Here is a 26,010-nt window from a genome sequence, read left to right as displayed (position 1 = left end):
GCCCGGCGCCCCCGATCCCGTCCTCGTTCCCGCTCCCCCGCAGCGTCCGGTCACGACTCGGGGACGTACCTGGGCCGGGCAGGGCCGCGCCGCCCCGCCCTGCCCCGCCCCGGGAAAGGCGGCACGGCCCTTCCCCGGAGCGGCCCCCGCGCGCCGCCGCGCGCGCCCTACCGGTAGTCCTCGACCGACCCCTCCTTCTTGCCGAAGACCAGGTCACGGAAGTAGCCGAAGCAGTCGGGCTGGGAGCCGTCGGTGTCGCGGAAGTCGTAGACCCTGGCCAGTTCGCCACTGGAGAGCGAGGCGCCGTTCCAGCGGGCCCGGTCCTCGTCGCCGGCGAGCGCGGCGACCGCCTTGCCGATGAGCGCCGGGGACTCGGCGATGGCGAAGTGCGGCTCCTGCGCGATGGCGTCGCGCCAGTTCTCCTCGGTCACCCCGAAGTGGTCGAGCATCTCCTCCGACCGCAGGAAGCCGGGCGTCATGCTGACGGCCGTGCCGCCGTACTCCTTCAGCTCCTCCGTGATCCCGAACGCGACCCGGATCGGCACGTTCTTGGCGATGTCGAAGAAGAGGTTGCCCCGGTAGGTGGTGTTGAAGTCGGCGGTGCCGTCGGTCAGCTCGACCACCAGGCCACCGGGCCGCCGGATCAGCAGCGGGAGCACGTGGTGGTGGGTGATCAGGTGCGAGTCGATGCCGAGCCGCAGCATGCGCAACCCCTTGTCGAGGTCCACCTCCCACGCCTTGGTGTCGAACTCGATCAGCCGGTCACCGCCCCAGACGCCGGTGACCAGGATGTCGAGCCGCCCGTGCCCGTCGTCGATGCGCCGCGCGAGGGCGCGTACCTGCTCCGGCTCCAGGTGGTCGGTGCGGACGGCGATGCCCGTGCCGCCGGCCGCCGTGACCAGCTCCGCGGTCTCCTCGATGGTCTCGGTCGCCCGTCCCACCTCGCTCAGCCGGGCCCCGGCCCCGTCGTCGCCGCGCGAGGTGCGCCCCGTGACGTACACGGTCGCGCCCGCCTCGCCCAGCGCGACGGCGATCGCCCGGCTCGCGCCGCGGGTCGCCCCCGCCACCAGTGCGATCTTGTCCGACAGCGCGCGCCCGCCCTGGGTGTTCACGTGTCCTCGTCCCTTCATCGGTGCCTCACGGTGTTGCCGCCGATGACTGTGTCGAAGAAAGGAGTCATCTCCTGTCGTGATTGCCGAGGAACTCGCGGCCGTCGAAGGTCGCGCGCCCGCCGGTCGGGCCGGCGCGGCCGGCGGGCGCGCGGCAGTCGTACGAACTGCGGAATAACGGGTCGACCCCGCGCGCGGTAACGACACAGCCGCATCCGGGGTACTCGGCGTGCACGGCCATGGCGCAGGGCCGATGCTGGTCCCTGTGATGGACGAGACGGAGTTCTGGGCACTGATCGACGCCTCGCGCGAGGCCGCCGACGGGGATCCCGAGGACCAGGCGGACCTGCTCATCGACCGGTTGATCCAACTCGACCCGGACTCCGTGGCCGACTTCGCCCGCCACTTCGAGGCGCGCTACCACCGCGCCTACCGCTGGGACCTGTGGGGCGCCGCCACCGTGTTGCTGGACGACACGAGCGAGGACATGTTCGACGACTTCCGCTGCTGGCTGATCGGGCAGGGCCGGGAGGTCTTCGAGGGGGCGCTGCACGAGCCCGACGACCTGGCGCGGCTGCTGGACGACTTCGACCCGCGTGCGGACGGCGACGCGGAGGACCTGGGGTACGCGGCGGACGAGGCGTACGAGCAGCTCACCGGCCTCGAAACGCCCGACCTCGGCCTTCCCGAGCCGCCGGGCGAACCGACCGGCCCCGCCCTCCCGCTCCGCGACGACAAGGCGCTGGCGGACCGCTTCCCGCTGCTGTGGGACCGGTTCCGGGGCGCGGGCGGCTGACCTGGCGGCGCGGCGATCCGGCCCCCGAGGGGCGGGCCCGCCGCCTCACAGGCCGCGCCCCATCAGCACGTCGTCCACGTACGCGCCCGCGAGTAGGAACTCCCCGGGCAGCACGCCCTCCACGGCGAACCCCTCGGACGCGTACAGCTTCCGGGCCGCGTCGTTGTGCCCGAGCACGCGCAGCGTGATCCGCGTGGCACCTTCCGCACGCGCCTGGACGCACGCCGCGCGCAGCAGGGCTCGCGCCGCGCCGCGCCCCCGGGCAGCGTCGTCGACGGCGAGCCCCAGGATCTGGCGTACGTGGGCGTTGGCCGCCAGCGGCGTCGGCGGGCACAGCCGGATGTAGCCGGCGACCCGGCCGTCCACCTCGACCACCAGGTACTGCGCCGGCGGGCCCTGCTCGTCGAAGAACGGCCGGGCCGGGCCCTCCGACGGCGCGGGCGCGGGCGAGTGCACCGGGGACCACACGCGCCGGTCGATGGCGGCCAGCGCCTCCCCGTCGGCCCACCGTGCGGGCCGCACCACCACACCGCCCACGGGCGCCGGCCCGGCCGACACGACGGGTTCGGCCGAGACGGCCCCGGCCGACACGGCGCATTCAGCCGGCGCGGCGGATTCGGCCGATACGGCGGGGGCCGACACGGCGGGCTCGACGCGGGCGGATACGGACGGGTCGGCCGGGCGCGCGGCGGGCGCGGGTTCGCACATGTGGATCACTGTGCCACCGGGCCCCGCCACCCCGACACCCCCGGGCAACCCACGGGCCGCCCACAGGCAACCCGCGGGTGTGCCCGGCCTGTCCGCCGTGCGGCGCCCACCCGCCTGTCCGGGCACATCCCCGGGCCGATCGGGGGCAGGATGGCGGGCATGCGTATTGCAGTCACCGGTGCGTCCGGCCTCATCGGCTCCGCGCTCGCCCACGCGTTGCGGGGCGACGGCCATCACGTCGTACGCCTCGTGCGCCACGCCCCGCGCACCGACCACGAGGTGGAGTGGGACCCCCACCGACAGTGGGTGGACGCCAGCGGGCTGATCGGCTGCGAGGCCGTCGTCCATCTGGCCGGCGCGGGCATCGGCGACCGGCGCTGGAGCGCGGCGCGCAAGCGGGAGTTGCGGGACAGCCGGGTGCTGGGCACCGCCGCCATCGCCGAGGCCGTCGCGTCGCTCGACACCCCGCCGGCGGTGCTGGTCTCGGGCAGCGCCATCGGCGTCTACGGCGACACCGGGGACCGCCCGGTGGACGAGGACACCCCGCCCGGGCACGGTTTCCTGGCCGATCTGTGCCAGGAGTGGGAGGAGGCGGCGGAGCCCGCCGTCGAGGCCGGCATCCGCACCGCGTACGCCCGCACCGGTCTTGTGGTGGCGCGCGGCGGCGGGGCCTGGGGGCGGATGTTCCCGCTGTTCCGGCTGGGGCTCGGCGGCCGGCTCGGGGCCGGCGACCAGTACTGGAGCTTCATCGCCCTGCGGGACGAGGTGGCGGCGCTGCGCCACATCATCGCGACCGAGTCGCTCTCGGGCCCGGTGAACCTCACCGCACCCGAGCCGGTCACCAACCGCGAGGTCACCGCCGCCATGGGGCGCGTGCTGCGCCGGCCCACGAAGCTGGCCGTGCCCCGGCCCGCGCTGCGACTGGCCCTCGGCGAACTGTCCTCCGACGTCCTGAGCAGTCAACGCGTCCTGCCCCGGCGCCTGTTGGACACCGGCTTCCGCTTCGACTTCCCGCACATCGACGACGCGATCCGGGCCGCCTGACACACCACCAGCCGGCCTCACCCGCCGCCGGCGACCGTTGACGCGGCCCGCCACCGCCCCGCCCGCCCCGGCGCCACCCGCGCCACCCGCGCCGCCGGCACCCCGCGCCCCGGCGCCCGCGCGCCCGCCGTGCCGCGTGCCGGCGGCGCGGGGCTCACGCGCGCGGGCCTCGCGCCCCCGGCCCCACCACCGGTGCCCGCGTCGCCCGCCGGTCCCACCCGACGCGCGTGCGACCGTCGTGCGACCGTGCTCGGTCGATGCGCGACTGCCGTCGCCCGGCTTTCTTCCTACCGTCGAGTCCGGTTCACGCATCCCCCTAGCCAGTTGAGGGCATCAGGCCCCAGAAACATCGCAGCGACCTCGGGGAGGGGCACGTGCTCGGCAGCGCACGCCACACGGACGTCGTCATCGTCGGGGCCGGTCTCGCCGGCCTCGCCGCGGCTCACCAACTGATCAACGCCGGGCTCACGGTGACGGTCCTGGAGGCCGAACCCAGGGTCGGCGGGCGCATGACCACCGACGACATCGACGGTTTCCGGCTCGACCGCACCGGCGAGTTCCTCAACACCTCCTTCCCCGAGCTGCGGCGCACGCCGGGGCTCGGGGAACTGCCCCTGCGCCCGCTGTCGCCCGGCGTGCTGGTGCACGGCGAGGGCCGCACGCACCGGATGGGCGAGCCGCGCGGCACCGGCGGCGCGTTCACCACGGCGCGCGCGCTGGCGACGGCGGCCCGCGCGCCGCGCGCCGGCGGGCTCGACCAGGCCCGGCTCGGCGCCGCCCTCAGCCGGCTCGCGGCGGTGCCCACGCACCGGCTCCTCGCGCGCCCCGAGCGCCCGGCCGCCGCGTCCCTGACGGTCCGCGGACTGCCCTCGCGCACCATCGACGGCTTCCTGCGCCCCCTGCTGACCGCGCTGCTCTCCGACCCGGAGCTGATCACTTCGAGCCGCTGCGCCGATCTGGCGCTGCGCGGATACGCGCGCGGCCGGCTGTCGCTGGCCGCGGGCGGCGCCGCCACGGTTCCGGAACTGCTGGCCGAGCTGCTGCCGCCCGGGACGGTGCGCACCGGCGTACGCGCCGTCTCCGCCTCCACCACCCGGGTGGCCACCGCCGAGCACGGCGAGCTGAGCTGCCGTTCGGTGGTCGTGGCCACCGGCGCCAAGGCCGCGGCCGACCTGCTGCCCGGGCTGCGGCTGCCGGCCTTCCACCCGGTGACGGTGTTGCACTACGCGGCGCCGAGCGCGCCGTTGCGCGAGCCCGCGCTCGTGTTGGCCGGCGACCGGCGCGGCCCCGTCGCGTACACCATGGTGGCCAGCGAGGTGGACCCGGCGCGCAGCCGGCCGGGCCAGGCGCTGATCACCGCGGTCGCGCTCGGCGCGGCGGCGACGGCGCCGGCCGGCACGCTGGACGGCGCCGCGCGCGGCCAGCTCGCGCGCGTCTACGCCACCTCCACCCGCGACTGGCGGCTGCTCGCCGCCTTCCCCGACCCCTACGCGGTACCGGCCATGCCCGCGCCCCACGACCTGCGCCGCCCGGTACGGCTGCTGCACGGCCTGTACGTGTGCGGCGACCACCGCGACACCAGCTCGGCCCAGGGCGCGCTGTACTCCGGGCGCCGCGCGGCCTGGGAGGTCCTGCGCGACTTCGGGCTGACCCCGGGCTGCGACGCCACGCCGCTCAGCGCGGCTGCCTGACCGCCCGCGGGCCGGCCGGGGAGGCGGCGGCCGGCCCGCGGGAGCCACGTACGGCACGCGCGCGCCGGGTGGGCCGTGCAACCGCTCCCACTCGCGCCCGTGCCGCACCCGAACGCGGAACCGGCCGTACGACACCCGTTCGACGTTCCCCCGCGAGCGAGGTGCCCCGGCTCATCCCAGGGCCGCCACCCGCTCCCGGTACCCGCGCACCGGGGCCGCGTCCCGGTACGGTTCGAGCCGGCGCTCGAAGTCGCGCACGTACTCCACCGCGCGCGCCGAGCGCATCTCCGCCGCCTGCTGGGCCGCCTCCGCGCCCAGCGCGCACGCCTGCTCCAGCTCGCCGAGCCCGAGCCGGGCCGTCGCCAGCACCACCCGGCAGAACACCCGACTGCGCGCGAACCCCGCCCCGCGGAGCTGGAGCGAGCGCTCCGCGTGCTGGGCGGCGGCGCGGTACTGCTGGAGGTCGCGGTAGCAGTGCCCGAAGTCGTCGGCGAGCTGCGACTCGTCGAAGAAGCGCGCCCAGTACGGCACGTCGTCGCCCGGCCGCGCCGTCTCCAGCGCCCGTTCCGCCCGCGCCAGCGACGCCGTGCAGGCCCGGGCCTCGGACAGGACGGCGTGCCCGCGCGCCTCGGCGGCGTGCAACAGCGCCTGCACCACCGGCGGCGCCCCGGAGCCCACGCCCTGCTGCGCCACCCGCGCGAGCTGCACCGCCTCCCGGCCGTGGCCCAGGTAGACGGCCTGCCGGCTCATCGTGACCAGCACGTAGCTGCCGTAAGCCCGGTCCCCCGCGGCCTGGGTCAGCCGCAGGGCCTGCACGAAGTAGCGCTGCGCCAGTCCGTGCGCGGCGATGTCGTACGAGGTCCAGCCGGCCAGCCGGGTCAGGTCCGCGATGGCGGCGAACAGGCGGCGCCCGATGGTCTCGCCGTAGCTGCCGCGCAGCATGGGTTCGCCCTCGTGCTCCAGGTAGCGCACCAGCGCCTGCCGGGCGTGGCCGCCGCCGTAGGCGTGGTCCAGTGCCCGGAAGAGTTCGCCGACCGAGCGCAGCGCGGCGATGTCGCCGGCGGTCACCCGGTGCCCCGGGCCCCGGTCGGTGCGGTCGGTGAGCCGCTGGCGCGGCACCGCCACGCGGTTCTGTAGCGGCACGCGCGCGTTGCCGACGCCCGCCACGGCGCCCGCGGCGCCGGCGACCGCCGGCTGTCCCGCGCCCGCGCCGGGGCCGCCGGGGCCGCCCGGTGCGGCGCCGCGGCCGACCCCGCTGGGGGTGGGCCCGCTGGCGCGCGGTACGCCGACGCCGGGTCGGCCGGCGCCCTCGGGCCCCGGCTGGCCCGGCCTGGTGGGCGCGGGGACGCCGCGGGCCACCCGGTCGTCGGCCCGCCCGATCAGCCAGTCCCGGCTCGGGACCACCAGGCCGGCCGGGGTGAAGGCGATCTTCCGTAGTTCGCTGTGGCTGCCGGAGTCCTTCCGCCACAGTCCGCTGACGATGTCCACCGCCTCCTCCGGCGAGGACGCGAACTCCAGTCCCGCGTAGACCGGGGCGCACGCGTCGAGGCCGAGGTCCTGGGCGGACAGGCGCCTGCCGAGGCGGCGGGTGAAGACCTCGGCGATCAGTGCCGGGGTCGTGCCACGCGGCTGTTGCCCGCGTAGCCAGCGCGTTACCGACGTCTTGTCGTATCGCAGGTCAAGGCCGTGCTCAAGCCCGAGCTGGTCCACTCGCCGGGCGAGGCCCGCGTGCGAGAAACCGGCCTCGGCGATAAGCGCGGCGAGCTGACGGTTGGGGGTGTGCTGCGGGGATCGTTCCGTCATCAGCCTGCCGGTCTCCCTGATCGCATCGCTCTGTGGAACGGCGTGAATTTAGCGGTTGACAGTGCGCTGCTCGCCAGCTTCGCCCTACATTCATCCGATCGTGTGAGAAGCGATGAGATACGTAACGCCCAGCTCACGCCCGTTCGCTCCGGTGCGGGCCCGCCCGCCTCCCACCACCGGCAACGGCCCCACCTCACGCTTTGGCACGGCCTCGCCCCCACCCCTATCCGGGCATGGTCGAAACCCGGCCGACCACCGTCCCGGTCACGGCTCGAACTCGTCCCCGCCACTCCCCTCACACCACGCCGGCGAGCCCTCGTCCCGCCCGTCGCGCGGGCCGCCCCCCGCCCGCCCTCCGGCCCGCCCCCTGGCGCTCCCTCGGCCGTCCCCATCGCGCGCGCCGGTCGGCTCCCGGGCGCCGCGCGGCCGGGAGCCGGGGCGGCTCGCGCGCCCCGACGGCCCGCGCCGGGCGAGCGCATCCGACGGCCGCGCGCCAGCAGGTCGCGGCACCGCCGTACAGTGGCGGAGGCGGAACGGTTGCGAGTTTGTTCGAAGGAGCTGCCATGGGGCTTCCCCAGCCACACGGAGATCAGAGCGAGCTGCGCTTCGTCCACCTGGGATTCGGCGCGGACGCGGTCGAGTACCAGGAGGCTTGGCAAGAGCAGCGCCGGGTGCACTCGGCACGCTTCGCCGACGAGATCCCGGACACCTGCCTGCTCCTTGAGCACCCCGCGGTCTACACCGCGGGACGGCGCACGGCCGACAACGAACGCCCCCTGGACGGCACCCCCGTGGTGGACGTGGACCGCGGCGGCAAGATCACCTGGCACGGCCCCGGACAACTCGTCGGCTACCCCATCCTGAAGCTGCCGCGCCCCGTGGACGTGATCGCCCACGTCCGGCGGCTCGAGGAGGCGCTGCTGCGCACCTGCGCGGAGCTAGGCGTGGAGACCACCCGTATCGAGGGCCGCAGCGGCGTGTGGGTGCTCGGCGACCCGGTCGAGCAGCGCCCGGCCATCGGCGGCCTCAACCTGGACTTCGACCCGCGGCTGACCGACGAGGAGTTCGACGCCCGGCTGAACGGCCCGGAGTACGCCCCGTCCAACGCGGGCCAGCGCCGCGAGGACCGCAAGCTTGCCGCGATCGGCGTGCGCATCGCCAAGGGCGTGACCATGCACGGCTTCTCGCTGAACTGCAACCCGGACAACACGTCGTTCGACCGCATCGTGCCGTGCGGCATCCGCGACGCCGGCGTGACCTCCCTCTCCCACGAGCTCGGGCGCGACGTCCCCGTCGCGGAGGTGCTCCCGCTGGTCGAGCGGCACCTGACGGACGTGCTGGCCGAGAGCGTGCCGCTGCCCCGCGCTGTCTGAGGAATGCACCCCGCAGCTCGCGGGTTGGTCTCGACAGAAGAGCACGCGATGTACGGGCGTACCCTGGTGTTCGCCGAAGATTCGAAAGCCGCGCCAAGCGAAGTGGAGTGCCGGACGTGTCCGCAGTCGCACCCGATGGACGCAAGATGTTGCGCCTGGAGGTCCGGAACAGCCAGACCCCCATCGAGCGCAAGCCCGAGTGGATCAAGACCCGGGCGAAGATGGGTCCCGAGTACAACCAGTTGCAGAAGCTGGTCAAGACCGAGGGCCTGCACACGGTGTGCCAGGAGGCTGGCTGTCCCAACATCTTCGAGTGCTGGGAGGACCGCGAGGCGACGTTCCTGATCGGCGGCGACCAGTGCACCCGGCGCTGTGACTTCTGCCAGATCGACACCGGCAAGCCGCAGGCGCTCGACCGCGACGAGCCCCGGCGGGTCGCGGAGTCCGTGCAGCAGATGGAGCTGCGCTACGCCACCATCACCGGCGTCGCCCGCGACGACCTGGAGGACGGCGGCGCCTGGCTGTACGCGGAGACCGTGCGCCAGATCCACGCGGCGATGCCGGACACCGGCGTCGAGCTCCTCATCCCGGACTTCAACGCCGAGCCCGCCGCGCTCGCCGAGGTCTTCTCCTCCCGCCCCGAGGTGCTCGCCCACAACGTCGAGACGGTGCCCCGCATCTTCCGGCGCATCCGCCCCGGTTTCCGCTACGAGCGCTCCCTCGAGGTCATCACCAAGGCCCGCGAGGCCGGCCTGGTCACCAAGTCCAACCTGATCCTGGGCATGGGCGAGGAGCGCGCGGAGATCAGCGAGGCGCTGCACGACCTGTACGAGGCGGGCTGCGAGCTGATCACCATCACCCAGTACCTGCGCCCCACCCCCCGCCACCACCCCGTGGAGCGCTGGGTGAAGCCGCAGGAGTTCGTGGAGCTGCAGGAGGAGGCGGAGGAGATCGGCTACGCCGGCGTCATGTCCGGCCCGCTGGTCCGCTCCTCCTACCGCGCCGGCCGGCTCTACCAGCAGGCCATCGAGCGGCGTAACGCGGCGGTCCCCGCCAGGACCGCCTGACCCCACCGGTCAGGCGGGGCGGCACGGCCCCGCTCCCGGCCGTGAGCACCTTCGGCACGCCCCGCGCGGCCCGCACCACCCGTGACACCACGCGGTCCGTGCGGGCCGCGCCGGCGTTTGCCGGGGCTCGGCGCGTAACGGAGGCTTGACCGCGCCGACACCCCCGGCTCACGCCGGAGGGCGACCATGGAGACGTAGCGACACCCCGGCACCCCCCGGCACACCCCGGCACAGCCCACCCACGCGCACCCGCGATTCGCCCGAGGAGACCGCCACCATGCTGGCCGCGCCCGCCCGTCCCGCCGCCCGCCCGTCCGTGCGCCCGACCGTCGCCGTGGCCCTGCGCGCGATCGAGGGCCTGCTGCTCGGTGCCGGGCAGCGCACCGCCCGCCGTAACGCCTGGACGGCGGTCCTGGAGGACCGGCGCCGCGCCAAGGCCCGTCACGAGGCCGAACACGTGCTGGAGGCCGTGGCGACCCGCACGCCGCAGGCGACGTAAACTGCGATACATGGCGAGGAAGGAAACATCCGAGAACCCCGGGCGGCTGAAACAGATCGCCCTGACCTACAAGATGACCAAGAAGGTCGACTCGAAGGTCGGTCTTGTCGTCGCGGCTGTGGGCATCATCACGTTCGGTGTCTTCCTCGCGATCGGCCTGTGGATCGACCATCCGATCCTGCTGGGCATCCTGGGCTTCGTGCTGGCCTTCCTCGCGATGGCCATCATCTTCGGCCGACGGGCGGAGCGGGCGGCCTTCGGGCAGATGGAGGGCCAGCCGGGCGCTGCGGCGGCCGTACTGGAGAACGTGGGCCGTGGCTGGTCGGTGACGCCGGCCGTGGCCATGAACCGCAACCAAGACGTCATCCACCGCGCCGTCGGCAAGGCCGGCATCGTGCTGGTGGCCGAGGGCAACCCGAACCGGCTGCGGTCGATGCTGGCGGCCGAGAAGAAGCGCATGGCCCGCATCGTGGCCGACGTGCCGGTGCACGACGTGATGGTCGGTGACGGTGAGGGCGAGGTGCCGATCAGCAAGCTCCGGACGAAGCTGCTGAAGCTGCCGCGCGTGCTCCCCGGCGCGCAGGTCACCGCGGTCAACGACCGCCTCAGGGCGCTCGGCGACCTGATGAGCAACATGCCGATCCCCAAGGGCCCCATGCCGAAGAACGTGCGCATGCCGAAGGGTCGCTAGTCCCCCACCACCGGCGCGGCGCGCCCCAGAGCCTCCCAGGAAGGGCGGCCCGAACACTCCCGTTCGGGCCGCCCTTCGCACGTGCGGGCGCGTGAGGGCGCGTACGCGAGGCCCTGGGAAGCGGGCCGCCGTGCACCCCCGCTACGCCCGCCGTACGACAGCGAAGCGCGCCCCTGGCGGGCCGGTGAGGCCGCCGGGAGCGCGGGGGTAGAGCGAGGCCGTATGGCGCGGACCGTAGGACGCCGTACGCAGATGCGGACGCCGGCATACACAGGCGCGGCAGGCACCGCACCAGTAGCCGTAGCCGCCGGTACGTGAAGACCCGCGGGCGGCGGTGGGTCGGTAACGGGCGACGGACGCCGCGCCGGATACCGCGCGTGCCGTACGACGTGCCGCGCGCCGCGTGGACTCCAGGGATGGACTACAGGCGGACCTGTACGGCGCCCGCGGCCCGGTCGTGCAGGCCGCGGGAGTCGCGGTCCCAGATGACGGCCGGGACGACCAGGCCGAGCAGGACGCAGCGGATCAGGGTGCGCGGCAGCGAGAGCCGGTTGCCGCTCAGGTCGACGACGCGGATGCGCAGCAGCATCTTGCCCGGCGTGCAGCCGAGCGTGCCGACGGTGAACAGGGACATCACCAGGAAGACGGGGAGCGCCCAGTTCCCGGCCGACGCCGCGTCGCGGTCGGCGATCAGCCCGTACGCGATGAGGAGGCACAGCCCCCAGTCGACGAGGAGGGCGAGCATGCGCCGGCCGGGCGGCGCGACGGCGCCCCGTCCGTCGCGGGGCAGGCCGAGCCGTTCACCCCGGTAGCCGAAGTCGACGCCCATCTCCTCGGCCGCCGCGCGGGGCCCGGAGAGCCACGAGCCGATTACTTGCCTGTTATCCACCCCACCACGGTACTGCGACAGTGCCCCGTCCCGGCCCCTCGGGGGCGAGGAACGTCCCGGCGGGGGGCGGTGGCCGGCCACGGGCAGCGCGCGGAGCACGCGTTCCGGCCCCGCGTACCGGTTAACCTGAGCGAAACAAATGGGTCATGCTCGGGAAATCCCGGCTACCTATGGTCGGGCCCGGCGCACCACCGCACAGGTCAGCGCTATCGAAGCAACCCCGACCGCTCCCGGCCGGGCTAGGAGGAGTGGGATGTTCCAGAACGGCGACGACGCCAAGAAGTTCATCGCGGATGAGGACGTCAAGTTCGTGGACGTCCGCTTCTGCGACCTGCCTGGCGTGATGCAGCACTTCACCATCCCGGCGACGGTGTTCGACCCCTCCGAAGAGCTCGCCTTCGACGGTTCCTCGATCCGCGGCTTCCAGGCGATCCACGAGTCCGACATGGCGCTGCGCGCGGACCTGAGCACGGCGCGCGTCGACCCGTTCCGCCGGGACAAGACGCTCAACATCAACTTCTTCATCCACGACCCGATCACGGGCGAGCAGTACAGCCGCGACCCGCGCAACATCGCCAAGAAGGCCGAGGCGTACCTGGCCTCCACCGGCATCGCGGACACCGCGTTCTTCGGCCCCGAGGCCGAGTTCTACGTCTTCGACAACGTGCGCTTCAACACCGCCGCGAACGAGTCCTTCTACCACATCGACTCCGAGGCCGGCGCCTGGAACACCGGCGCGGTGGAGAACAACCGTGGTTACAAGGTGCGCTACAAGGGCGGCTACTTCCCGGCCCCGCCGGTGGACCACTTCGCCGACCTGCGCGCGGAGATCTCCCTCGAGCTGGAGCGGTCCGGCCTCCAGGTCGAGCGCCAGCACCACGAGGTCGGCACCGCCGGCCAGGCCGAGATCAACTACAAGTTCAACACGCTGCTGGCCGCGGCCGACGACCTGATGCTCTTCAAGTACATCGTGAAGAACGTCGCCTGGCGCAACGGCAAGACCGCGACCTTCATGCCCAAGCCGATCTTCGGCGACAACGGCTCCGGCATGCACGTCCACCAGTCGCTGTGGACGGGCGGCGAGCCCCTCTTCTACGACGAGCAGGGTTACGCGGGCCTCTCGGACATCGCCCGCTACTACATCGGCGGCATCCTCAAGCACGCCCCGTCGCTGCTGGCCTTCACCAACCCGACGGTGAACTCCTACCACCGCCTGGTCCCCGGCTTCGAGGCCCCGGTCAACCTGGTCTACTCGCAGCGCAACCGCTCCGCCGCCATGCGCATCCCGATCACGGGCTCCAACCCGAAGGCCAAGCGCGTCGAGTTCCGCGCCCCGGACCCGTCGTCCAACCCGTACCTGGCGTTCTCGGCGCTCCTCCTCGCGGGCCTGGACGGCGTGAAGAACAAGATCGAGCCGGCCGAGCCGATCGACAAGGACCTCTACGAGCTGGCCCCCGAGGAGCACGCGGGCGTCCCTCAGGTCCCCACCTCCCTGCCGGCCGTCCTGGACGCCCTCGAGGCTGACAACGAGTACCTGCAACAGGGTGGTGTCTTCACGGCCGACCTGATCGAGACCTGGATCGACTACAAGCGCACCCAGGAAATCGCCCCGATCCAGCTCCGGCCGCACCCGCACGAGTTCGAGCTGTACTTCGACTTGTAAGTCGACCTGAGGACAGTGGGGCTGGGGCGCGCTGGCCCGGGGCACAGGAGGTTGCACCGGACGTCTGCCGCCTAGCCCAGCCGCATCTCATGAGCAACTGAGGACCGTCTTCCCCGCGAGGGAAGGCGGTCCTCAGCCGTGTGGTGCTTCTCAGGGCTGGGTGTCGTCTCTCAAGGTGACCAGCCGACATCCAAGCAAGGGGGCCTGGTACCGAACGAGGCGGTCCGAGTACGGGAGACCATCGTAGCTCGCAGCGGCAACTTCATCGAAGCAACGCGGCAACTGCCTTACCGAGCAAGCCCTTGCGGCGCGAGTCTTCTCCGTGAACCCTTTGGATGTGCGGACACACCTTAACAAGTTGCTCTGCAATGAAATTGACGTCCTGTCGAATGTTTCGATAGTCGAACCTCAAATATTGCAGTCTCGACATCTCGTTAGGCACTTCAAGCGGGCCCTCTGCGCTCAAGCGTTTAACCCCGGAAAGCAGTATGGGGATTATCTTCTTCTCGCACCTGAACGCCTCCCCAAGCTCCCGCAACACCCAGCCGCTCCCATCGGCACCCTCGCCGAATTGGTGCTTCACACTCGCCTCCCATCCTTCATCTATGACTGCAAGCATGACTTCACACTCGGCCACAGCTCGAAGAATGGCGTCCGCGTAGTCCGATCCCGGACGGATCGACCTGGCGGCACGGAAGACCTGCCCTTCGCCGAAACGGCTGATCAACAACTCATCAAGTAGAGCCGCCGCGTAAGCTCCACCTTCTTGACGGTAATTAAGAAAGATCAATGTCAACGCATCCCGCTTTCCACGCCATCGATGCGATTACCTTTCCATGAACTCCCCACATTGATCACACCTCTGCCCTAGGATAGCCGGCCAGCGGAAACGTGTTAGGCCAGCAAGGAGCCGCACGTCATGAATCGTGCGCTTGTGACGACGGGAGGACAGGCCCAGTGGCTGGAGCTCACGACGGGAGTCAACCGCGACAAGACAAGAGCAGGTGCAAGACATCGCTCACAAAACGAGGCAGCACCGGAGGGCCGCTACCTGAAGCCGACTTACTAGACCTGACGAAATGGCACATCGACAGATACGACCGACTGCGCTCGTCCACATCGACCCGCGCTTCTGCCTTACTCAGTGCTAATTCAATATTGGCAACTGGCGCACTGATCCTTGTGAACTATCACCTGCAAACCAGCAGAGGCTCATGGTCTCTGTGGGGGGAAAACTGCTTCGGAGCGCTGACCACTCTGACGCTAGCACTCATTTTGCGGAGCTTATGGGGCTGCATTAACGCTATCGCAACGCGCAAGACTATCCGCGTGCTGCACGCCGCCGAGATTCCATCGAGGTTTCTGTTCAATTGGGGGGACACTCTCAAGTCTGTTGCCGACCAGAGCAGCTTCGCGAGGGAAATACGCGAACTCAGCTTAGATGCAGCTCTGGGCCACGCCGTGGCTGAGCTCTGGACGGACATCCTGCAGCACGCACAACGGCATCAGCACCTCAGATCAGCGATCAGCACCTTTCAGTACTGCGTTACAGCTCTGCTGGGGCTCGCTTCCTTCACGTTCACTGCGGCGCTGATGTAACGCGCACCTGAACGAGGGTGCCTACTAACTGATTCACGACGACCGGCCACAATCGTCAACGGACCATCATGACGTACACCCCCAGATTGAACTCCCGGTTTCGCCGTGCTGACCTCAGCGAGGGATGGGCCGCTTTCGCCGAAGATCGGCTGCTGCGGTGGTGCCGTCTCAACAGAGCTTGATCGAGTTGGTCGCCTGGGAGCCTGATGCTGCGGAAGACCCGTAGACCCGGCGCTTCGTCACTCGATCGTTGAGGTCAGCGCTCAGTCGTCGTCATGGTCGTGATGAATGGTGCCGTCCTCGTCCATGGTCGGGTGGAGCTTCATGGGGCCGTATCCGTCGACGTCGGTGCGGCGCGGGGGCTCCGGGCCGTCCGGGCCGCAGCGGATGAGGCGCTCGATGCGGCAGATGCGGTAGTGACGGTCGCCCACGCACACGTCGTTGGCGTTGCCGGCGGCCTTGAACTTCTCGGCCGCCTCGACGTACGCGGCCTTCTCCCGCTCGTCGAACTCGTAGAGCACGGGCCAGAACTCGATCATCGCGCCGTGTAGCAGGTCGCGGGCCTCGTGCGGGGTGGCCATCATGGCGCCGTGCGGCTCCCAGCCGCTCTCGTTGCGTTCGGCCACGCGGAAACCGACGGGCAGCAACGCGATGTCCGGGTAGGCGGCGGCTGCCCGCTGGGAGTCCGCGCGTACGGCGGCCGGGTAGCGGGAGCCGGTGTAGGCGAAGTCGCGCATGCCCAGCTTCGTGGCGCCCGCGATCAGGCCGTCGTCCTGGTCGGGGTCGATGGCGAAGTCCACGTCAGGCGAGGGCTCTTTACTGGGTACGCCCCAGGTCCGGTCGGCCGGCTCCCGGTCGGTGGGGCGGGGCGGCTCCAGCCCGTCCTCGCCGCTGCGCGCGAACTCGTCCCCGCGTACGACCCGGTAGCGAACGCCGAGGACCTCGATCTCGTTGACCGGTTCGCGTTCGAGCACGGCCACGGCGGCCAGCAGTTCGCGTCGCACCGCGGGGTCGTCGGTGTCGTCCTTGGCCTTGAACCACAGGTGCGAGTTGAGTGCGTCCCGGGCCTGCTGGGGCATCCCGTCCACGACCGGCAACAGCACCCGCCAGCGCGCGTCGCCGGCCGGGTCCTGCGCGGCGACCCCGAAGACGGGCCCTCGCAGGGCCGGGTTCGGGTAGCGCCGCGAGGCAGTCACCGCGTCGGCCTCCGTCACCCAGGCGACCGGGTCGTCGCGGCGGACCAGCGCTGCGTGCAGGGCGTCGAGCTGTCGCTTCCAGTCATCAACCATGCGCACATTGTGAGCGACGCGGGTTGGTGGCCGAGGTGAATCCGTCCAAGTGGTCCAGGGGTGGCCGGGGTTGGGGCATGGTGTGTTGGTTGGGGGTGTGTCCGGGGGGCGCTACCGACCTGGCCATATCGGAACGCGTGGCACAACCGCGGCAGGACACAGGGCGGGCGGTCGGAGCCTTGGAGCGCGCTGGGGGCGCGGCAGCCGAGGCTAGCTCCCCCACCACGTGCACACATCAGGGTGTGAGCGTGCGAAGCCAACCCGCCTTGCGCGCTGGTGGGTATTCACGGCACTCCCCGCCATCGCGCACGCGACAGCGGCCACCTCCCTTGCCGCGGGCTCCCGAACGCCCGCCCACGCCCGCGCCGAGGAGTCGCCCCTACTCCCCCTCCTCCCCCTCATCCCGCACGCTCAGCGCCAGGTTGTTCGTGGCCGTGAAGAACGGCTTGATGCGGGTGGTGCCGCGGGTGGGGTGTTCGTGGTGGGCGGGGGGTGCGTAGTCGGTCTTCTTCCGGTCGACGATGTCGCCGGTGATGCGGCCCACCGGGACGGGGGCCCGGCCCGGGGTGCGGACGGTGAGGTCCCACAGGTCGTGTTCCACGGAGCGGCGGCGCAGGGCCTCCGCGTAGGGGAGGGTGAAGCTGAAGCGGCCGTCGCCCAGGTCCGTGACGGGGACGTCGAAGTCGTACGCGGAGTCCTCGCGGGCCGCGGCGTGGACGGTGGCCGAGGTCAGGGGGAGGTCGGTGGGGGCCAGTACGCGGGCGGTGAGGGTGGCCGCGTCGTGGTCGACGGCGACCCTGGTGACCTCGGCGTGGGCGGGGCGCTGCCAGCTCCGTAGGGCGAGGAAGCCGTCGGTGGTGGCGTACGGCACCCAGGCGGCGATGCCCTCGGCGTCGCGGGCGGGTGGTTCGCCGATCAGGCGGGCGGTCTCGGCGATGACCGCGGTCAGGCGGGTGCGGTTGTGGGTGTCGCGCGGGGCGACGTAACAGTCCCAGCGGCCCTCGGCGAGCGCGTGGTCGCGGTGGCTCAGCAGCACGCCGGCCTCGCCCTCGGGCACCGGGACGCGGATCTCCCGGCGTTGCGGGTCGCGGCGCAGCCGGGCGACGAAGTCGAGGGGGCCCGGCGGGACGTCGGCCAGCCGGATGGTGATGTCGCCGTTCGCGCTCGATCGGGCGAAGGCCACGGTGCGCGGCGCCTCGGACGCCGTGCCCTGGGCCGCCGTTTCGCCGGCCGGCGCCGGCGTCGCCTCGTCACCGCGCAGCGCCGCCCGCACGCGCCGCAACAGGCCGGGGCGCGCGGTCTTGCGCTCGGGCCCGCGGTCGGCGCCCTGGCCGCGCGCGGCCTGCTGGCCACGGGCCGGGGCGCGCCCCTTGCCGAGGGTGGTGAACAGTTCCTCGTAGCGGCGGCCGATGACGTCGGGGGCGAAGGTGGCCGCCTTGGCGAGCGCGCCCTCGCCCAGCTTGCGGCGCAGCGCGTCGTCCGACATGAGCGAGCGCAGGGCGGCTGCGTACGCGGAGACGTCCGTGCCGGTGGCCGGGGCGAGGGGGACGAGCAGGCCGTCCTGGCCGTCGCTGATGATCTCGGCGGGACCGTGCGGGCAGTCGGTGGCGACGACCGGGACGCCGCAGTGCATGGCCTCCACGATGGTCATGCCGAAGGACTCCATGTCCGAGGAGACCGCGGCCAGCGCGCCCTTGGCCCACTCGGTCTCGATCGGCGACACGGCGCCCATCAGGAACACCCGGTCGTACAGGCCCAGTTGGTCGATGAGCCGGCGCAGCTTGGCCTTCTCGGGGCCGCGGCCGTAGACCCGCAGCGTCCAGTCGGGGAACTCGTCGGCGACCGCGGCGAACGCGTTGATCAGCCGGTCGTAGCGCTTGACGGCGACCAGCCGGCCGGCGGAGACGATGACCCGCGTGGCCAGGTTGGAGGGCTCGACCTGCGCCTTCGGTACGCCGTTGGGGATGGCCAGGATGGTGGTGGTGACGTCCGGGAGGGCCGCGCGGTACTGGGCGGCGTCGGCCTCGGAGACGGTCACGAAGGCGTCGAGGTCGCTCAGGGCGGAGTTCTGGTCGGTGCGCAGTTGGTCGCTGTGCGCGTCGAGCGAGAGGTGCTCCTGGCCGATGCGCACCTGGTGGGGCTTGCCGTAACGGGCGAGGTAGCCGTTGAGGATGGGGCGGGTGGCGATCACCACGTCGGCGTCGGTGCGGGCCAGGAAGTCGGCGATGCGCTCGTCGTGCAGCGCGGTGTAGTGCAGCCGGCCGAAGTCGACGCCCTTGTCGGGGAACATCGTGTTGGGCCGCTTCGTCAGCTCGTGCTCGCCCTCGTAACCGGGGCTGTCCTCGCGCATGTCGATCAGGGAGCTGAGCCGCACCCCGGCGCCGTAGGTGAGCTGCGGCTCGTCGGCGACCCGGTGCACGCTGACGACCTCGACGTCGTGTCGGGCCGCCAGCGCGGTGGACAGGTTCACCGTCGAGCGGATGGTCCCCCCGATGCCGTACGCGTTGTGGATCAGGAAAACGATCTTCACTGTGGGGCTCCCACCGCTTCTGTCGTCACGGCCCGTCCGTGAGGTCGTGGACTGTTGGACCCCTGGCCTCGTCCGGCCAGAGAAAGCCCCTCGTCCAGGGGTTCGGAACCACTGGGGTTCGCCACCGCTGGGGTTCGGAACCACTGGGGTTCGCAAGCTGCCGAAGGGCACGAGCATGATCGGATGCGTGGCATTCCGGGAGCAAAATTAACCCAAAGCTGGTTCGCCCGTCATCTCGCGGCTGAATTGCCTGCTCCCACCGTCGCACGCCCCCGCTCGGGCGCGGCACGCGGGGCCGTGCGCCGGGCGCGCGACCGGGGCGCGCGAGCCGGGCCGTACGTGCGACGGCCCGCCCCCCGGACGGGGAACGGGCCGGTTCGCGCGGCGAGCGAGACGGTACGGAAACCCGCCTTCTCACAGGGTGGCGGGCCGGTGCGGAGCGCGGCGGCGCAGGCGTGGGGCGGGTCAGAGCCGGGCGGTCGGCGGGCTCACTCCGGCGCGTCCAGCAGGGCGCGCATCTCGGCGACCGCCGTGCGCAACTCGGCGGCGAAGGCGTGCATCTGGTCGGCCACCGGGCGCGGGGTGCTCAGGTAGACGTGGAAGCGGTCCGGGAGCAGGACGTAGGCGACGCCGATGCAGCGGGGGCTGGTGGAGCCGAAGCCGAAGTACTGGATGTGGGCCGAGGGCGCGGAACTCGTACTCAGGTAGTCGTCCCGCATGATCACCCATCCCGGGCTGCGGTAGAGCGCGGGCTGCTCGGCGACGCCGAGCTCCGCGCCTCGGCGGCGCTGGATCAGCTCCAGCTCCCATAGGTGCTGCTCGGGCGCCTGGCCGAGCTGGCACTCCCTGGCCCGGGTCACGTGCTGCTCGGCGGCCGAGCGCAGCGCGGCGCGGCGGGTGGCGGCGTCGGCCGCCGGGTCCTCCATCGCCGCCACGAACCGCTGGATCCTCGGGGTCACCACGCGCATCGCCTCGGTGCGCCCGCGCCGGTACTGGCGGGTGGCGATCGACTCGTACGTGGCGCCGAGCCGGCCCTTGGCGCGCTGGTGGGCGAGTTGGTAGGCGAGCTGGACGAACGCGTCCGGCGAGACGCGCAGCGACTTGGCGTGCTGGGCGCCGAAGTCGTCGAAGGGGACGGTGCGGGTGGCGGTGTTCTCGCCGTACTCCGCGAAGGCGTCGGCGGCCGAGCGCACCTGGGCCCGCAGCGCCGCGTCCAGCTCGAAGTGGATCGGGCGGGGCGTGGGCGCGCCCTGGGTGCGCGCGCCGGCGCGCAGGGCGTGTTCGGACGCCGGGGTGCCGAGGACGGCGTCCACGAAGCTGAGGATGGTCGTGCCGTCCAGCTCGCAGTGTTCGACGTTGACGCCCGCCCGGCCGTCGGCGAAGACGATCAGGGACAGGGCCTTGTCGAACCAGCGGTTGCCCCGGTCGCCGTAGAGGAGTTCGTCGCAGGCCTGCTGGGTGTCCGCGGGCGCGAAGTCCTCCAGGCAGAGGCAGAACAGCGCCGTCTCGACGTCGTCCAGGGCCGCCGCGTTGCGCGGGTGGCAGGCGAGCAGCGCGTCCCTGGCCGCGGCCCACTCCGCGCGGGCCATGGTGGTCAGGTGGCCCACGGACGTGTCGGGTGCGGGCGGTTCGGCGCCGGCGGCCCGCACGGCGCGCAGCCCGGCCGTCAGGTCGGCCAGGCTGTGCGGGGTCCCGTCCGGGCCGATGACGTCGAGGCGGAACATGTGGCCTCGGTGGAAGACCACGATGTGCCGGGCCCGCGACGGGCCGGGCCACTGCGCGGTGTACGGGGCGCGGACGGTGTCCTGTTCGGGGCCGGGGATGCGGGTGGTGGAGAAGAGGTACTTGTTCTGCTCCATCGACTGCGGCTGACCGCGCTGCACGAGCGGCGGCACCCGCTCCTGGTCGAGCAGCCGCTTGTAGTGCACGGCCCCGGCGATGAGCCCGGCGGCCCGCTCCACCTGCGGCTGGTCGGGGCCCCGCACCTCGCTGTCCCGGACCCCCTGGCCGTCCTGGGCACCCTGGCGGCCCTGGGCACCCTGGTCGTCCTGGGCGCCCTCGGCACCTTCGACATCCTGGAAGAGGAAGAAGAAGTTGGCGTTGAGCGCGATCCGGTCCCGTCGCCCCAGGTAGCGGTAGGGCCAGAAGGTGTCGAGCCAACTGTGCACGCCCTCGCTCGCGTCGTACTCCGCCAGCGCCGCCTGTAGGGTCCGGCCCGCGCCCCCCTCAGCGGCGAAGGCCGCCACCTCGGCTTCCGTCGCCGCGCGTTCCTCGGCGGTCAGCAGCGGCGCGCACCAGGCGAGGAACCGCTCGCAACTCTCCTCAAGCGTGGGCAGCGGGACGCGCGGGAGGACGTCCTCGTGCGCGAAGGTGGACGCGCCGGCCGGGTCGGGGGCCGGCGCGGCGGCGCCGTGGGCACCTGTCGCGCCTCGGCCGGTCGGGGTGGGGTCCGTTTCCTGGCTGGTGTGCATGGGGCTGCTTCCTTCGGGCGCGGTGGACGGTAGGGACGGCGACCGGGCCGCTCCCCCTGGCTGCCCGGACGGGCGGCGCGGGCGGCTCCGGTGCGGCTGTTCAGGGTGCGGGCGGGGGTGGGAACGGGCGTGCGCGGGACGGGCGACCTGGGTGCGGCGAGGGTACGGCGGGGCGCCCGGCCGCGCGGTCAACAGCACTCGCACGCCCGCGCGTTGAGGCTAGGGCCGACGCCGACCGGGCGGCACGGCGGGGCGAGGTGGGGCGGCGCGGGGGGGCGGGGCCCACCGTACGGGCAGCGGCCCGGCCGGCGCGCTCCGCCAGCCGGGCGGCGGGGTGCTCCGGTCAGTCGAGGAGGCTGTCGCCGCGTACGGCGTCGGCCGCCAGGTGCGCGGGCAGCACCCGGCCGAAGAGTTGACGGGTACGAGCCACGCTGCCGACGACGCCGGGGCGCTGGCTGTAGGCGAAGATCGCGGAGTGCCGGGCGCCGGAGCCGCGCACCGGGCTCACCCGGTGCAGGCTGTAGCGGCCGGCGAAGAGTTGGAGGTCGCCGGGGCCGAGCCGCAGGCGCCTGATCAGCCGCTCGCCGCGCCCGGCGAGCACGTCCCGCACGTCGTCGAAGTTCTCCGACCGCGCCGACCTGATGTGCGGGCAGAACTCGAAGAGGCCGCCCTCCCGTGGCGCCTGGGTCAGCATGCTCACGGTGAACTCGTTGGTGTCGAAGTGCCACGGGTGGCCCTTGCCCGGCTCCACGACGTTGAGCACCAACCCGGAGAGCGGGTCGGCGAGTTCGTACAGCTCGGGCAGCGCGAAGCAGCGGGCGACGAAGCGCTGGAAGGCCCGGTGCGCGTAGAGCTGGCTGATGAGGGCCTCCGCCGGGATGTGGTCCCGGGCCACGAACGCGTTGCCGCGCTCGAAGAGCGTGCGGCCGGGGTGGTCGGCCGGCAGGTCGGCCGTCTCGGCGATGTTGTAGACGTTGACCGTCTCGACGTCGGCGTACGCCCGGGGCGCGAGCGCCGCGCACTCCCGGCGCACGGCCTCGTGCAGCTCGGGACGGACGAAGTCGTGCAGCACGGTGCAGCCAAGCGAGGCCAACTCGCGCCGCGCCCGGTCGACCACGGACCGCCCGACGGGCCCCGCGAGGTCCAGCAGGGGATATCGGGCCGTGTCCACCACCTGATCGAGCGACGTCGCTTCCGCAGTGCCCATGGGGGTCCTCTCCAGGTACGGGTCGGCCGTTGCGAACCGGCGGCGAATGCGGCGAACCGGCGCGCGCCCGGCCCCGCCCCTGAGTGCCTCGCGGCACCCGGGCATGACTGACGGACCCTGCGGCCCACCGCCTCAGCGGCAGCAACTTTACTGACGAGTAAGGCAGTTGGTGATGGCCATGGTGATGCCTTTGCCTGTGACACGTCACACGCTGCCCCGCCCCCGCCGTCCATACCCCGCCCCGACGCCCCGCGCACACCCCACCGCCCCACGGCCGAAGCCGCGGGGCGGTGGGTTGGTTCGTCGCGTCGGTCAGTCGTCGTAGTGGATGAGCGAGCGCACCATGCGGCAGGTGGTGTCGGACGGCGGGTGCACGCCGATCCGGGCCGCGGTGGTGCGTATCTTGCGGTTGGACGCCTGCTCTGGGCGGTACACCCCGGCGTGCAGCAGGGCGATCGCCAGGCGCATGGCCTTCAGGCGGCGGTGGTGCGACTCGTACCACTCGCGCGGGTGGCCGGCTGGCACCCGCTTCTTCGGCAGCGTCGGGAAACTGGGCAGGTCCGGCAGGTACGGAAGAGGTGTTGCGGCAACGGCCATCGGCGTCCTCCAGATCGGTCGCTCGCCCTCTCTCTTACTCCCTTATTTTACGTCAGGGCACTGACAATCGCCCCAGGCCAGACGGGGTTTGACCGGGGTCGGAGGGGGCGGGAGGGGGTACCGTGGCGGGCATGGAGATCTGGATCAATCCGGCCTGTTCCAAGTGCCGCAGCGCGCTCACCCTGCTGGACGCGGAGGGCGCCGACTACACCGTCCGCCGCTACCTCGACGACGTCCCGAGCCAGGACGAGATCCGGGCCGTGCTGGAGCGGCTGGGCCTGGAGCCGTGGGACATCGCGCGCACCCAGGAGGCCGTGGCCAAGGAGTTGGGGCTGCGGGAGTGGCCGCGCGACGCCGGCGCGCGCGAGCGCTGGATCGCGGCGCTCGCCGAGCACCCCAAGCTGATCCAGCGGCCGATCATCACGGCGGACGACGGTTCGGCCGTGGTGGGGCGTACGGACGAGGCGGTGCGGGAGGCCGTCGCCCGCTCCCGGGGCTGAGCCCGCCGGCCGGTGGCGCGACGCCGGTGCCCTCGCTCGCGGACCCGCGCCGCACGGGGGGCCGCCGCCCCCGGCCGGTGGCGTGCTCGGCCGGGGGCGGTGGTGCGATGCGGTGCCAGGTGGTGCTGGGGGCCGGGGCGTACGGGGCCGGTGGCCCGTACCGTACGACGGCCGGCCCCCGCTGGCGCGGGTGCGCCGGGGTCAGGCGGCGTACTGGTACTGGATGCCCTGCCGCACGGTTTCCGCGGCCTCGGGGCTGTCCATGCGGCCGACCAGGTGCAGCGCCATGTCTATGCCGGCCGAGACGCCGGCGCTGGTGACGACGGTGCCGTTGTCGACGAAGCGTTCCTCGACGCGGACGTCGACCGAGGTGTCGATGTCGGCGAAGAACTGGCCGTAGCGCCAGTGCGTGGTGGCGGGCTGGCCGGCCAGCAGGCCGGCGGCGGCGAACACCAGGGAGCCGGTGCACACGCTCGCCAACAGGGTTCCCTCGCCGTGGAGTTCGCGCAGCCACTTGAGGTGGCGTTCGTCCTCCTGGAGGACGTTGGTGCCGTCACCGCCGGGGTGGACCAGTAAGTCCAGCCGCGGGGCGTGCTCCACGTCGTAGTCCATCGTGAGGCCGAGCCCCTTGGAGCAGCGGACGACGCCGGCCTCGCGGCCGATCGCGAAGATCCGGACGGGGAACGAGGCGACGTGGTGGGCCCAGTAGCCGAGGACCTCCCAGGGTCCTACGGCGTCGAGTTCCTCGACTTCCTCGAAGAACAGCACTCCGACGTTCACGGGCGTGACGGTGTTCATGGAGAGTGACCAGCTTTCGTGATGTGGGGGACGGTAGGGGGTGCAGATGGTGCGAATGGTGCGGTTGTGGTGCCGTGCGGGCGCACGAGGGCGCACGCGGGCCGGGGTACCGGCCAAGGGGTGAGGGCTCGCGGCAGACGAACACCACGGGCGGGGCATCACCCGGGTGGTGCGATGGTGCGGCCGAGCGGTGGAACCGTGGGACAGGTGCTGTGCGGTGGGACGTGCGCGCACAGCGGGGCACGAGCCGGGCGACACCGCGCGGTGGGGCAGTGGAGCATGAACCGAGCGGCGGGTTCCGGTGTGCCGATGTGCGGGTGGTACGCCGCGGTCGGCCGGGGGTCGCGCGTGGGGACGCGCGGTCGGTCCGGGCCACGGGTGCACTCGTACGCGGGGCACGGGTGCACGTGCGGGGGTGGAGCGGGGACGTGCGGGTGGTGCGGGTGGTGCGGGTGGTTCGGGTGGTTCGGGTGGTTCCGGTGGTGCGGTCACGGTGGTCGTGCGGCCCAGGGGTCGGGCGGCCGGGTCTTCGGGCAGGTCAGGCGCTCGTACGGGCCGTGCGGGTCGGGCGGTCGTACGAGGCGGGCCGGCGGGTGGTCGCGCTCCGCGGGGCGGGGCGGTCAGCCCGGTACCGGGGCCTGGGCCTCGTGTTCGGTGGGGGTCAGGGGGGCGGGGGGCGCCGGTGGGGTCGGCGCCGGGGGCGTGCGGTCGGACGGTTCGGCCGACGCGGCCGACGCGGCTGGGTCCGTCGTCGTGTCGTGGAGGGCCAGCGGGTCGGCGCCGTAGGTGATGCGGATGACGCCGTCGGCGTGCCGTTCCGCGACGGCCCGCACGCCGAAGACCTCGCGCAGGACGTCGGGAGTCAGCACGTCGAGCACCTTGCCGGCCGCCGCCACCACGCCCTCGCTCAGCACCACGAGGTGGTCGCAGAGCCGGGCGGCGAGGTCGAGGTCGTGCAGCACGGCCAAAGTCGTGGTGCCGGTGCCGCGGATCAGGTCGAGCAGTTCGAAGCGGGCGCGGATGTCGAGGTGGTTGGTCAGCTCGTCGAGCACCAGGAGCTTCGGCTTCTGCGCCAACGCCCTTGCCAGCAACACCCGTTGACGTTCGCCGCCGGAGAGGGACGCGAAGTCCCGTTCGGCCAGCGGGCGGGCGCCGCAGGCGTCCATGGCCTCCGCCACGGCGCGGTGGTCCTCGGCGCCGTCCCGGCCGAGCAGCCCGTGGTGGGGGGTGCGGCCGAGCGCGACGATCTCCTGGACGCACAGGCCCACCGCGTTGCTGTTGCTGTCCTGGAGGACGGCGGCGGTGCGCCGGGCGGCGGTGCGGGCGGGCAGTTTCCACACGTCGTCGCCGGCCACCCGCACCACGCCCTGGGTCGGGCGCAGCGAGCGGTAGACGGCGCGCAGCAGCGTGGACTTGCCGCTGCCGTTGGGGCCGATGAGGCCCACGATGTCGCCCTGGGCGGCGTCGAGGCTGACGTCGCGCAGGATGGGTTGGTGGTCGAGGGTGACGTGGAGCCCGTCCACGGTGAGCTTCATGTCGTCACGCTCCTCAGGGGTTTCACGCGGTTCACGCTGTTCATGCGGTGTCCAAGCTGGTGGCTCCCGGTCTCCGGGGCCCGTACCTCGCGCCGCCGCGCGGCGGTCGGCCGAGCCGGGGTCACGGGCGCGTACGCCAGGGGCGGGCGGG

Annotated in this window: 22 protein-coding genes; 10 read left to right on the top strand and 12 right to left on the bottom strand. The window is 72.7% G+C overall.

Going from position 1 to position 26,010, the window contains the following annotated elements:
- Positions 1 to 167 precede the first annotated feature (167 nt).
- Positions 168 to 1,130: an SDR family oxidoreductase gene (locus AC3CHW_RS26790; protein WP_488468182.1), complete on the bottom strand. Its 963-nt coding sequence runs from the start codon at positions 1,128 to 1,130 to the stop codon at positions 168 to 170.
- Positions 1,131 to 1,377: 247 nt separating this feature from the next.
- Between AC3CHW_RS26790 and AC3CHW_RS26785 the strand changes: the two genes are divergently transcribed.
- On the top strand, positions 1,378 to 1,905 hold the full coding sequence (locus tag AC3CHW_RS26785) for a DUF4240 domain-containing protein (protein WP_488471178.1): 528 nt from the start codon (positions 1,378 to 1,380) through the stop codon (positions 1,903 to 1,905).
- Positions 1,906 to 1,950: 45 nt separating this feature from the next.
- On the opposite strand, the gene AC3CHW_RS26780 is transcribed toward AC3CHW_RS26785, so the two are convergent.
- A complete protein-coding gene (locus AC3CHW_RS26780) occupies positions 1,951 to 2,442 on the bottom strand; it encodes a GNAT family N-acetyltransferase (RefSeq protein WP_488471177.1) in 492 nt (163 codons plus the stop codon).
- 321 nt (positions 2,443 to 2,763) lie between these two features.
- Here AC3CHW_RS26780 and AC3CHW_RS26775 point away from each other — a divergent pair, with 321 nt between their 5' ends.
- Both AC3CHW_RS26775 and AC3CHW_RS26770 read left to right on the top strand, forming a co-directional pair.
- Positions 2,764 to 3,657, top strand: a complete 894-nt coding sequence (locus tag AC3CHW_RS26775; RefSeq protein WP_488468181.1) for a TIGR01777 family oxidoreductase — start codon at positions 2,764 to 2,766, stop codon at positions 3,655 to 3,657.
- 374 nt (positions 3,658 to 4,031) lie between these two features.
- A complete protein-coding gene (locus tag AC3CHW_RS26770) occupies positions 4,032 to 5,348 on the top strand; it encodes an FAD-dependent oxidoreductase (RefSeq protein ID WP_488468180.1) in 1,317 nt (438 codons plus the stop codon).
- A gap of 171 nt (positions 5,349 to 5,519) precedes the next feature.
- On the opposite strand, the gene AC3CHW_RS26765 is transcribed toward AC3CHW_RS26770, so the two are convergent.
- The gene (locus AC3CHW_RS26765; RefSeq protein ID WP_488468179.1) at positions 5,520 to 7,151 is read right to left on the bottom strand and encodes an NsdA family TPR-like regulatory protein; all 1,632 of its coding nucleotides are present in this window, start codon (positions 7,149 to 7,151) and stop codon (positions 5,520 to 5,522) included.
- A 563-nt stretch (positions 7,152 to 7,714) separates the two neighbouring features.
- Between AC3CHW_RS26765 and lipB the strand changes: the two genes are divergently transcribed.
- From lipB to AC3CHW_RS26745, 4 genes are all read left to right on the top strand, one after another.
- A complete protein-coding gene (gene lipB, locus AC3CHW_RS26760; RefSeq protein WP_187061247.1) occupies positions 7,715 to 8,524 on the top strand; it encodes a lipoyl(octanoyl) transferase LipB in 810 nt (269 codons plus the stop codon).
- Positions 8,525 to 8,640: 116 nt separating this feature from the next.
- On the top strand, positions 8,641 to 9,591 hold the full coding sequence (gene lipA / locus AC3CHW_RS26755) for a lipoyl synthase (protein ID WP_387604756.1): 951 nt from the start codon (positions 8,641 to 8,643) through the stop codon (positions 9,589 to 9,591).
- Positions 9,592 to 9,868: 277 nt separating this feature from the next.
- Complete coding sequence (locus AC3CHW_RS26750) at positions 9,869 to 10,090, top strand: SCO2195 family GlnR-regulated protein (protein WP_488468178.1); 222 nt, start codon at positions 9,869 to 9,871, stop codon at positions 10,088 to 10,090.
- Between the two features lie 10 nt (positions 10,091 to 10,100).
- A complete protein-coding gene (locus AC3CHW_RS26745) occupies positions 10,101 to 10,781 on the top strand; it encodes a DUF4191 domain-containing protein (RefSeq protein WP_176161242.1) in 681 nt (226 codons plus the stop codon).
- 421 nt (positions 10,782 to 11,202) lie between these two features.
- Here AC3CHW_RS26745 and AC3CHW_RS26740 read toward each other — a convergent pair whose 3' ends face one another.
- The gene (locus AC3CHW_RS26740) at positions 11,203 to 11,670 is read right to left on the bottom strand and encodes an RDD family protein (protein ID WP_398607817.1); all 468 of its coding nucleotides are present in this window, start codon (positions 11,668 to 11,670) and stop codon (positions 11,203 to 11,205) included.
- Between the two features lie 253 nt (positions 11,671 to 11,923).
- Between AC3CHW_RS26740 and glnA the strand changes: the two genes are divergently transcribed.
- Positions 11,924 to 13,333 (top strand): type I glutamate--ammonia ligase, encoded by a 1,410-nt coding sequence (glnA, locus tag AC3CHW_RS26735; protein ID WP_398607818.1) that lies wholly within the window; start codon positions 11,924 to 11,926, stop codon positions 13,331 to 13,333.
- A gap of 262 nt (positions 13,334 to 13,595) precedes the next feature.
- On the opposite strand, the gene AC3CHW_RS26730 is transcribed toward glnA, so the two are convergent.
- A complete protein-coding gene (locus AC3CHW_RS26730) occupies positions 13,596 to 14,129 on the bottom strand; it encodes a toll/interleukin-1 receptor domain-containing protein (protein ID WP_488468177.1) in 534 nt (177 codons plus the stop codon).
- A gap of 533 nt (positions 14,130 to 14,662) precedes the next feature.
- On the opposite strand from AC3CHW_RS26730, the gene AC3CHW_RS26725 reads away from it, so the two are divergent.
- Entirely contained in the window at positions 14,663 to 14,932 is a 270-nt protein-coding gene (locus AC3CHW_RS26725) for a hypothetical protein (RefSeq protein ID WP_488468176.1), read from the top strand.
- Positions 14,933 to 15,195: 263 nt separating this feature from the next.
- Here AC3CHW_RS26725 and AC3CHW_RS26720 read toward each other — a convergent pair whose 3' ends face one another.
- The 5 genes from AC3CHW_RS26720 to AC3CHW_RS26700 all read right to left on the bottom strand — a co-directional run bounded on the left by AC3CHW_RS26720 (position 15,196) and on the right by AC3CHW_RS26700 (position 23,026).
- Positions 15,196 to 16,221 carry a DUF5954 family protein gene (locus AC3CHW_RS26720; protein WP_488468175.1) on the bottom strand — a complete coding sequence of 342 codons (1,026 nt, stop codon included), beginning with the start codon at positions 16,219 to 16,221 and terminating at the stop codon, positions 15,196 to 15,198.
- A 379-nt stretch (positions 16,222 to 16,600) separates the two neighbouring features.
- On the bottom strand, positions 16,601 to 18,751 hold the full coding sequence (locus AC3CHW_RS26715; protein WP_488468174.1) for a glycosyltransferase family 4 protein: 2,151 nt from the start codon (positions 18,749 to 18,751) through the stop codon (positions 16,601 to 16,603).
- Between the two features lie 488 nt (positions 18,752 to 19,239).
- Positions 19,240 to 21,222: a choline/carnitine O-acyltransferase gene (locus tag AC3CHW_RS26710; RefSeq protein ID WP_488468173.1), complete on the bottom strand. Its 1,983-nt coding sequence runs from the start codon at positions 21,220 to 21,222 to the stop codon at positions 19,240 to 19,242.
- A gap of 343 nt (positions 21,223 to 21,565) precedes the next feature.
- Entirely contained in the window at positions 21,566 to 22,429 is an 864-nt protein-coding gene (locus AC3CHW_RS26705; RefSeq protein ID WP_488468172.1) for a HalD/BesD family halogenase, read from the bottom strand.
- A gap of 312 nt (positions 22,430 to 22,741) precedes the next feature.
- Complete coding sequence (locus AC3CHW_RS26700) at positions 22,742 to 23,026, bottom strand: hypothetical protein (RefSeq protein WP_176161264.1); 285 nt, start codon at positions 23,024 to 23,026, stop codon at positions 22,742 to 22,744.
- Between the two features lie 131 nt (positions 23,027 to 23,157).
- On the opposite strand from AC3CHW_RS26700, the gene AC3CHW_RS26695 reads away from it, so the two are divergent.
- Positions 23,158 to 23,526, top strand: a complete 369-nt coding sequence (locus tag AC3CHW_RS26695) for an arsenate reductase family protein (RefSeq protein ID WP_398607827.1) — start codon at positions 23,158 to 23,160, stop codon at positions 23,524 to 23,526.
- A gap of 201 nt (positions 23,527 to 23,727) precedes the next feature.
- Here AC3CHW_RS26695 and AC3CHW_RS26690 read toward each other — a convergent pair whose 3' ends face one another.
- Positions 23,728 to 24,306 carry a DJ-1/PfpI family protein gene (locus tag AC3CHW_RS26690; RefSeq protein ID WP_488468171.1) on the bottom strand — a complete coding sequence of 193 codons (579 nt, stop codon included), beginning with the start codon at positions 24,304 to 24,306 and terminating at the stop codon, positions 23,728 to 23,730.
- A 638-nt stretch (positions 24,307 to 24,944) separates the two neighbouring features.
- Positions 24,945 to 25,859 carry an ABC transporter ATP-binding protein gene (locus tag AC3CHW_RS26685; RefSeq protein ID WP_488468170.1) on the bottom strand — a complete coding sequence of 305 codons (915 nt, stop codon included), beginning with the start codon at positions 25,857 to 25,859 and terminating at the stop codon, positions 24,945 to 24,947.
- Positions 25,860 to 26,010 lie beyond the last annotated feature (151 nt).

This window comes from Streptomyces sp. MGP-BFMKR1 (assembly GCF_057766585.1).
This window is presented reverse-complemented; position numbering and strand designations above follow the sequence as displayed.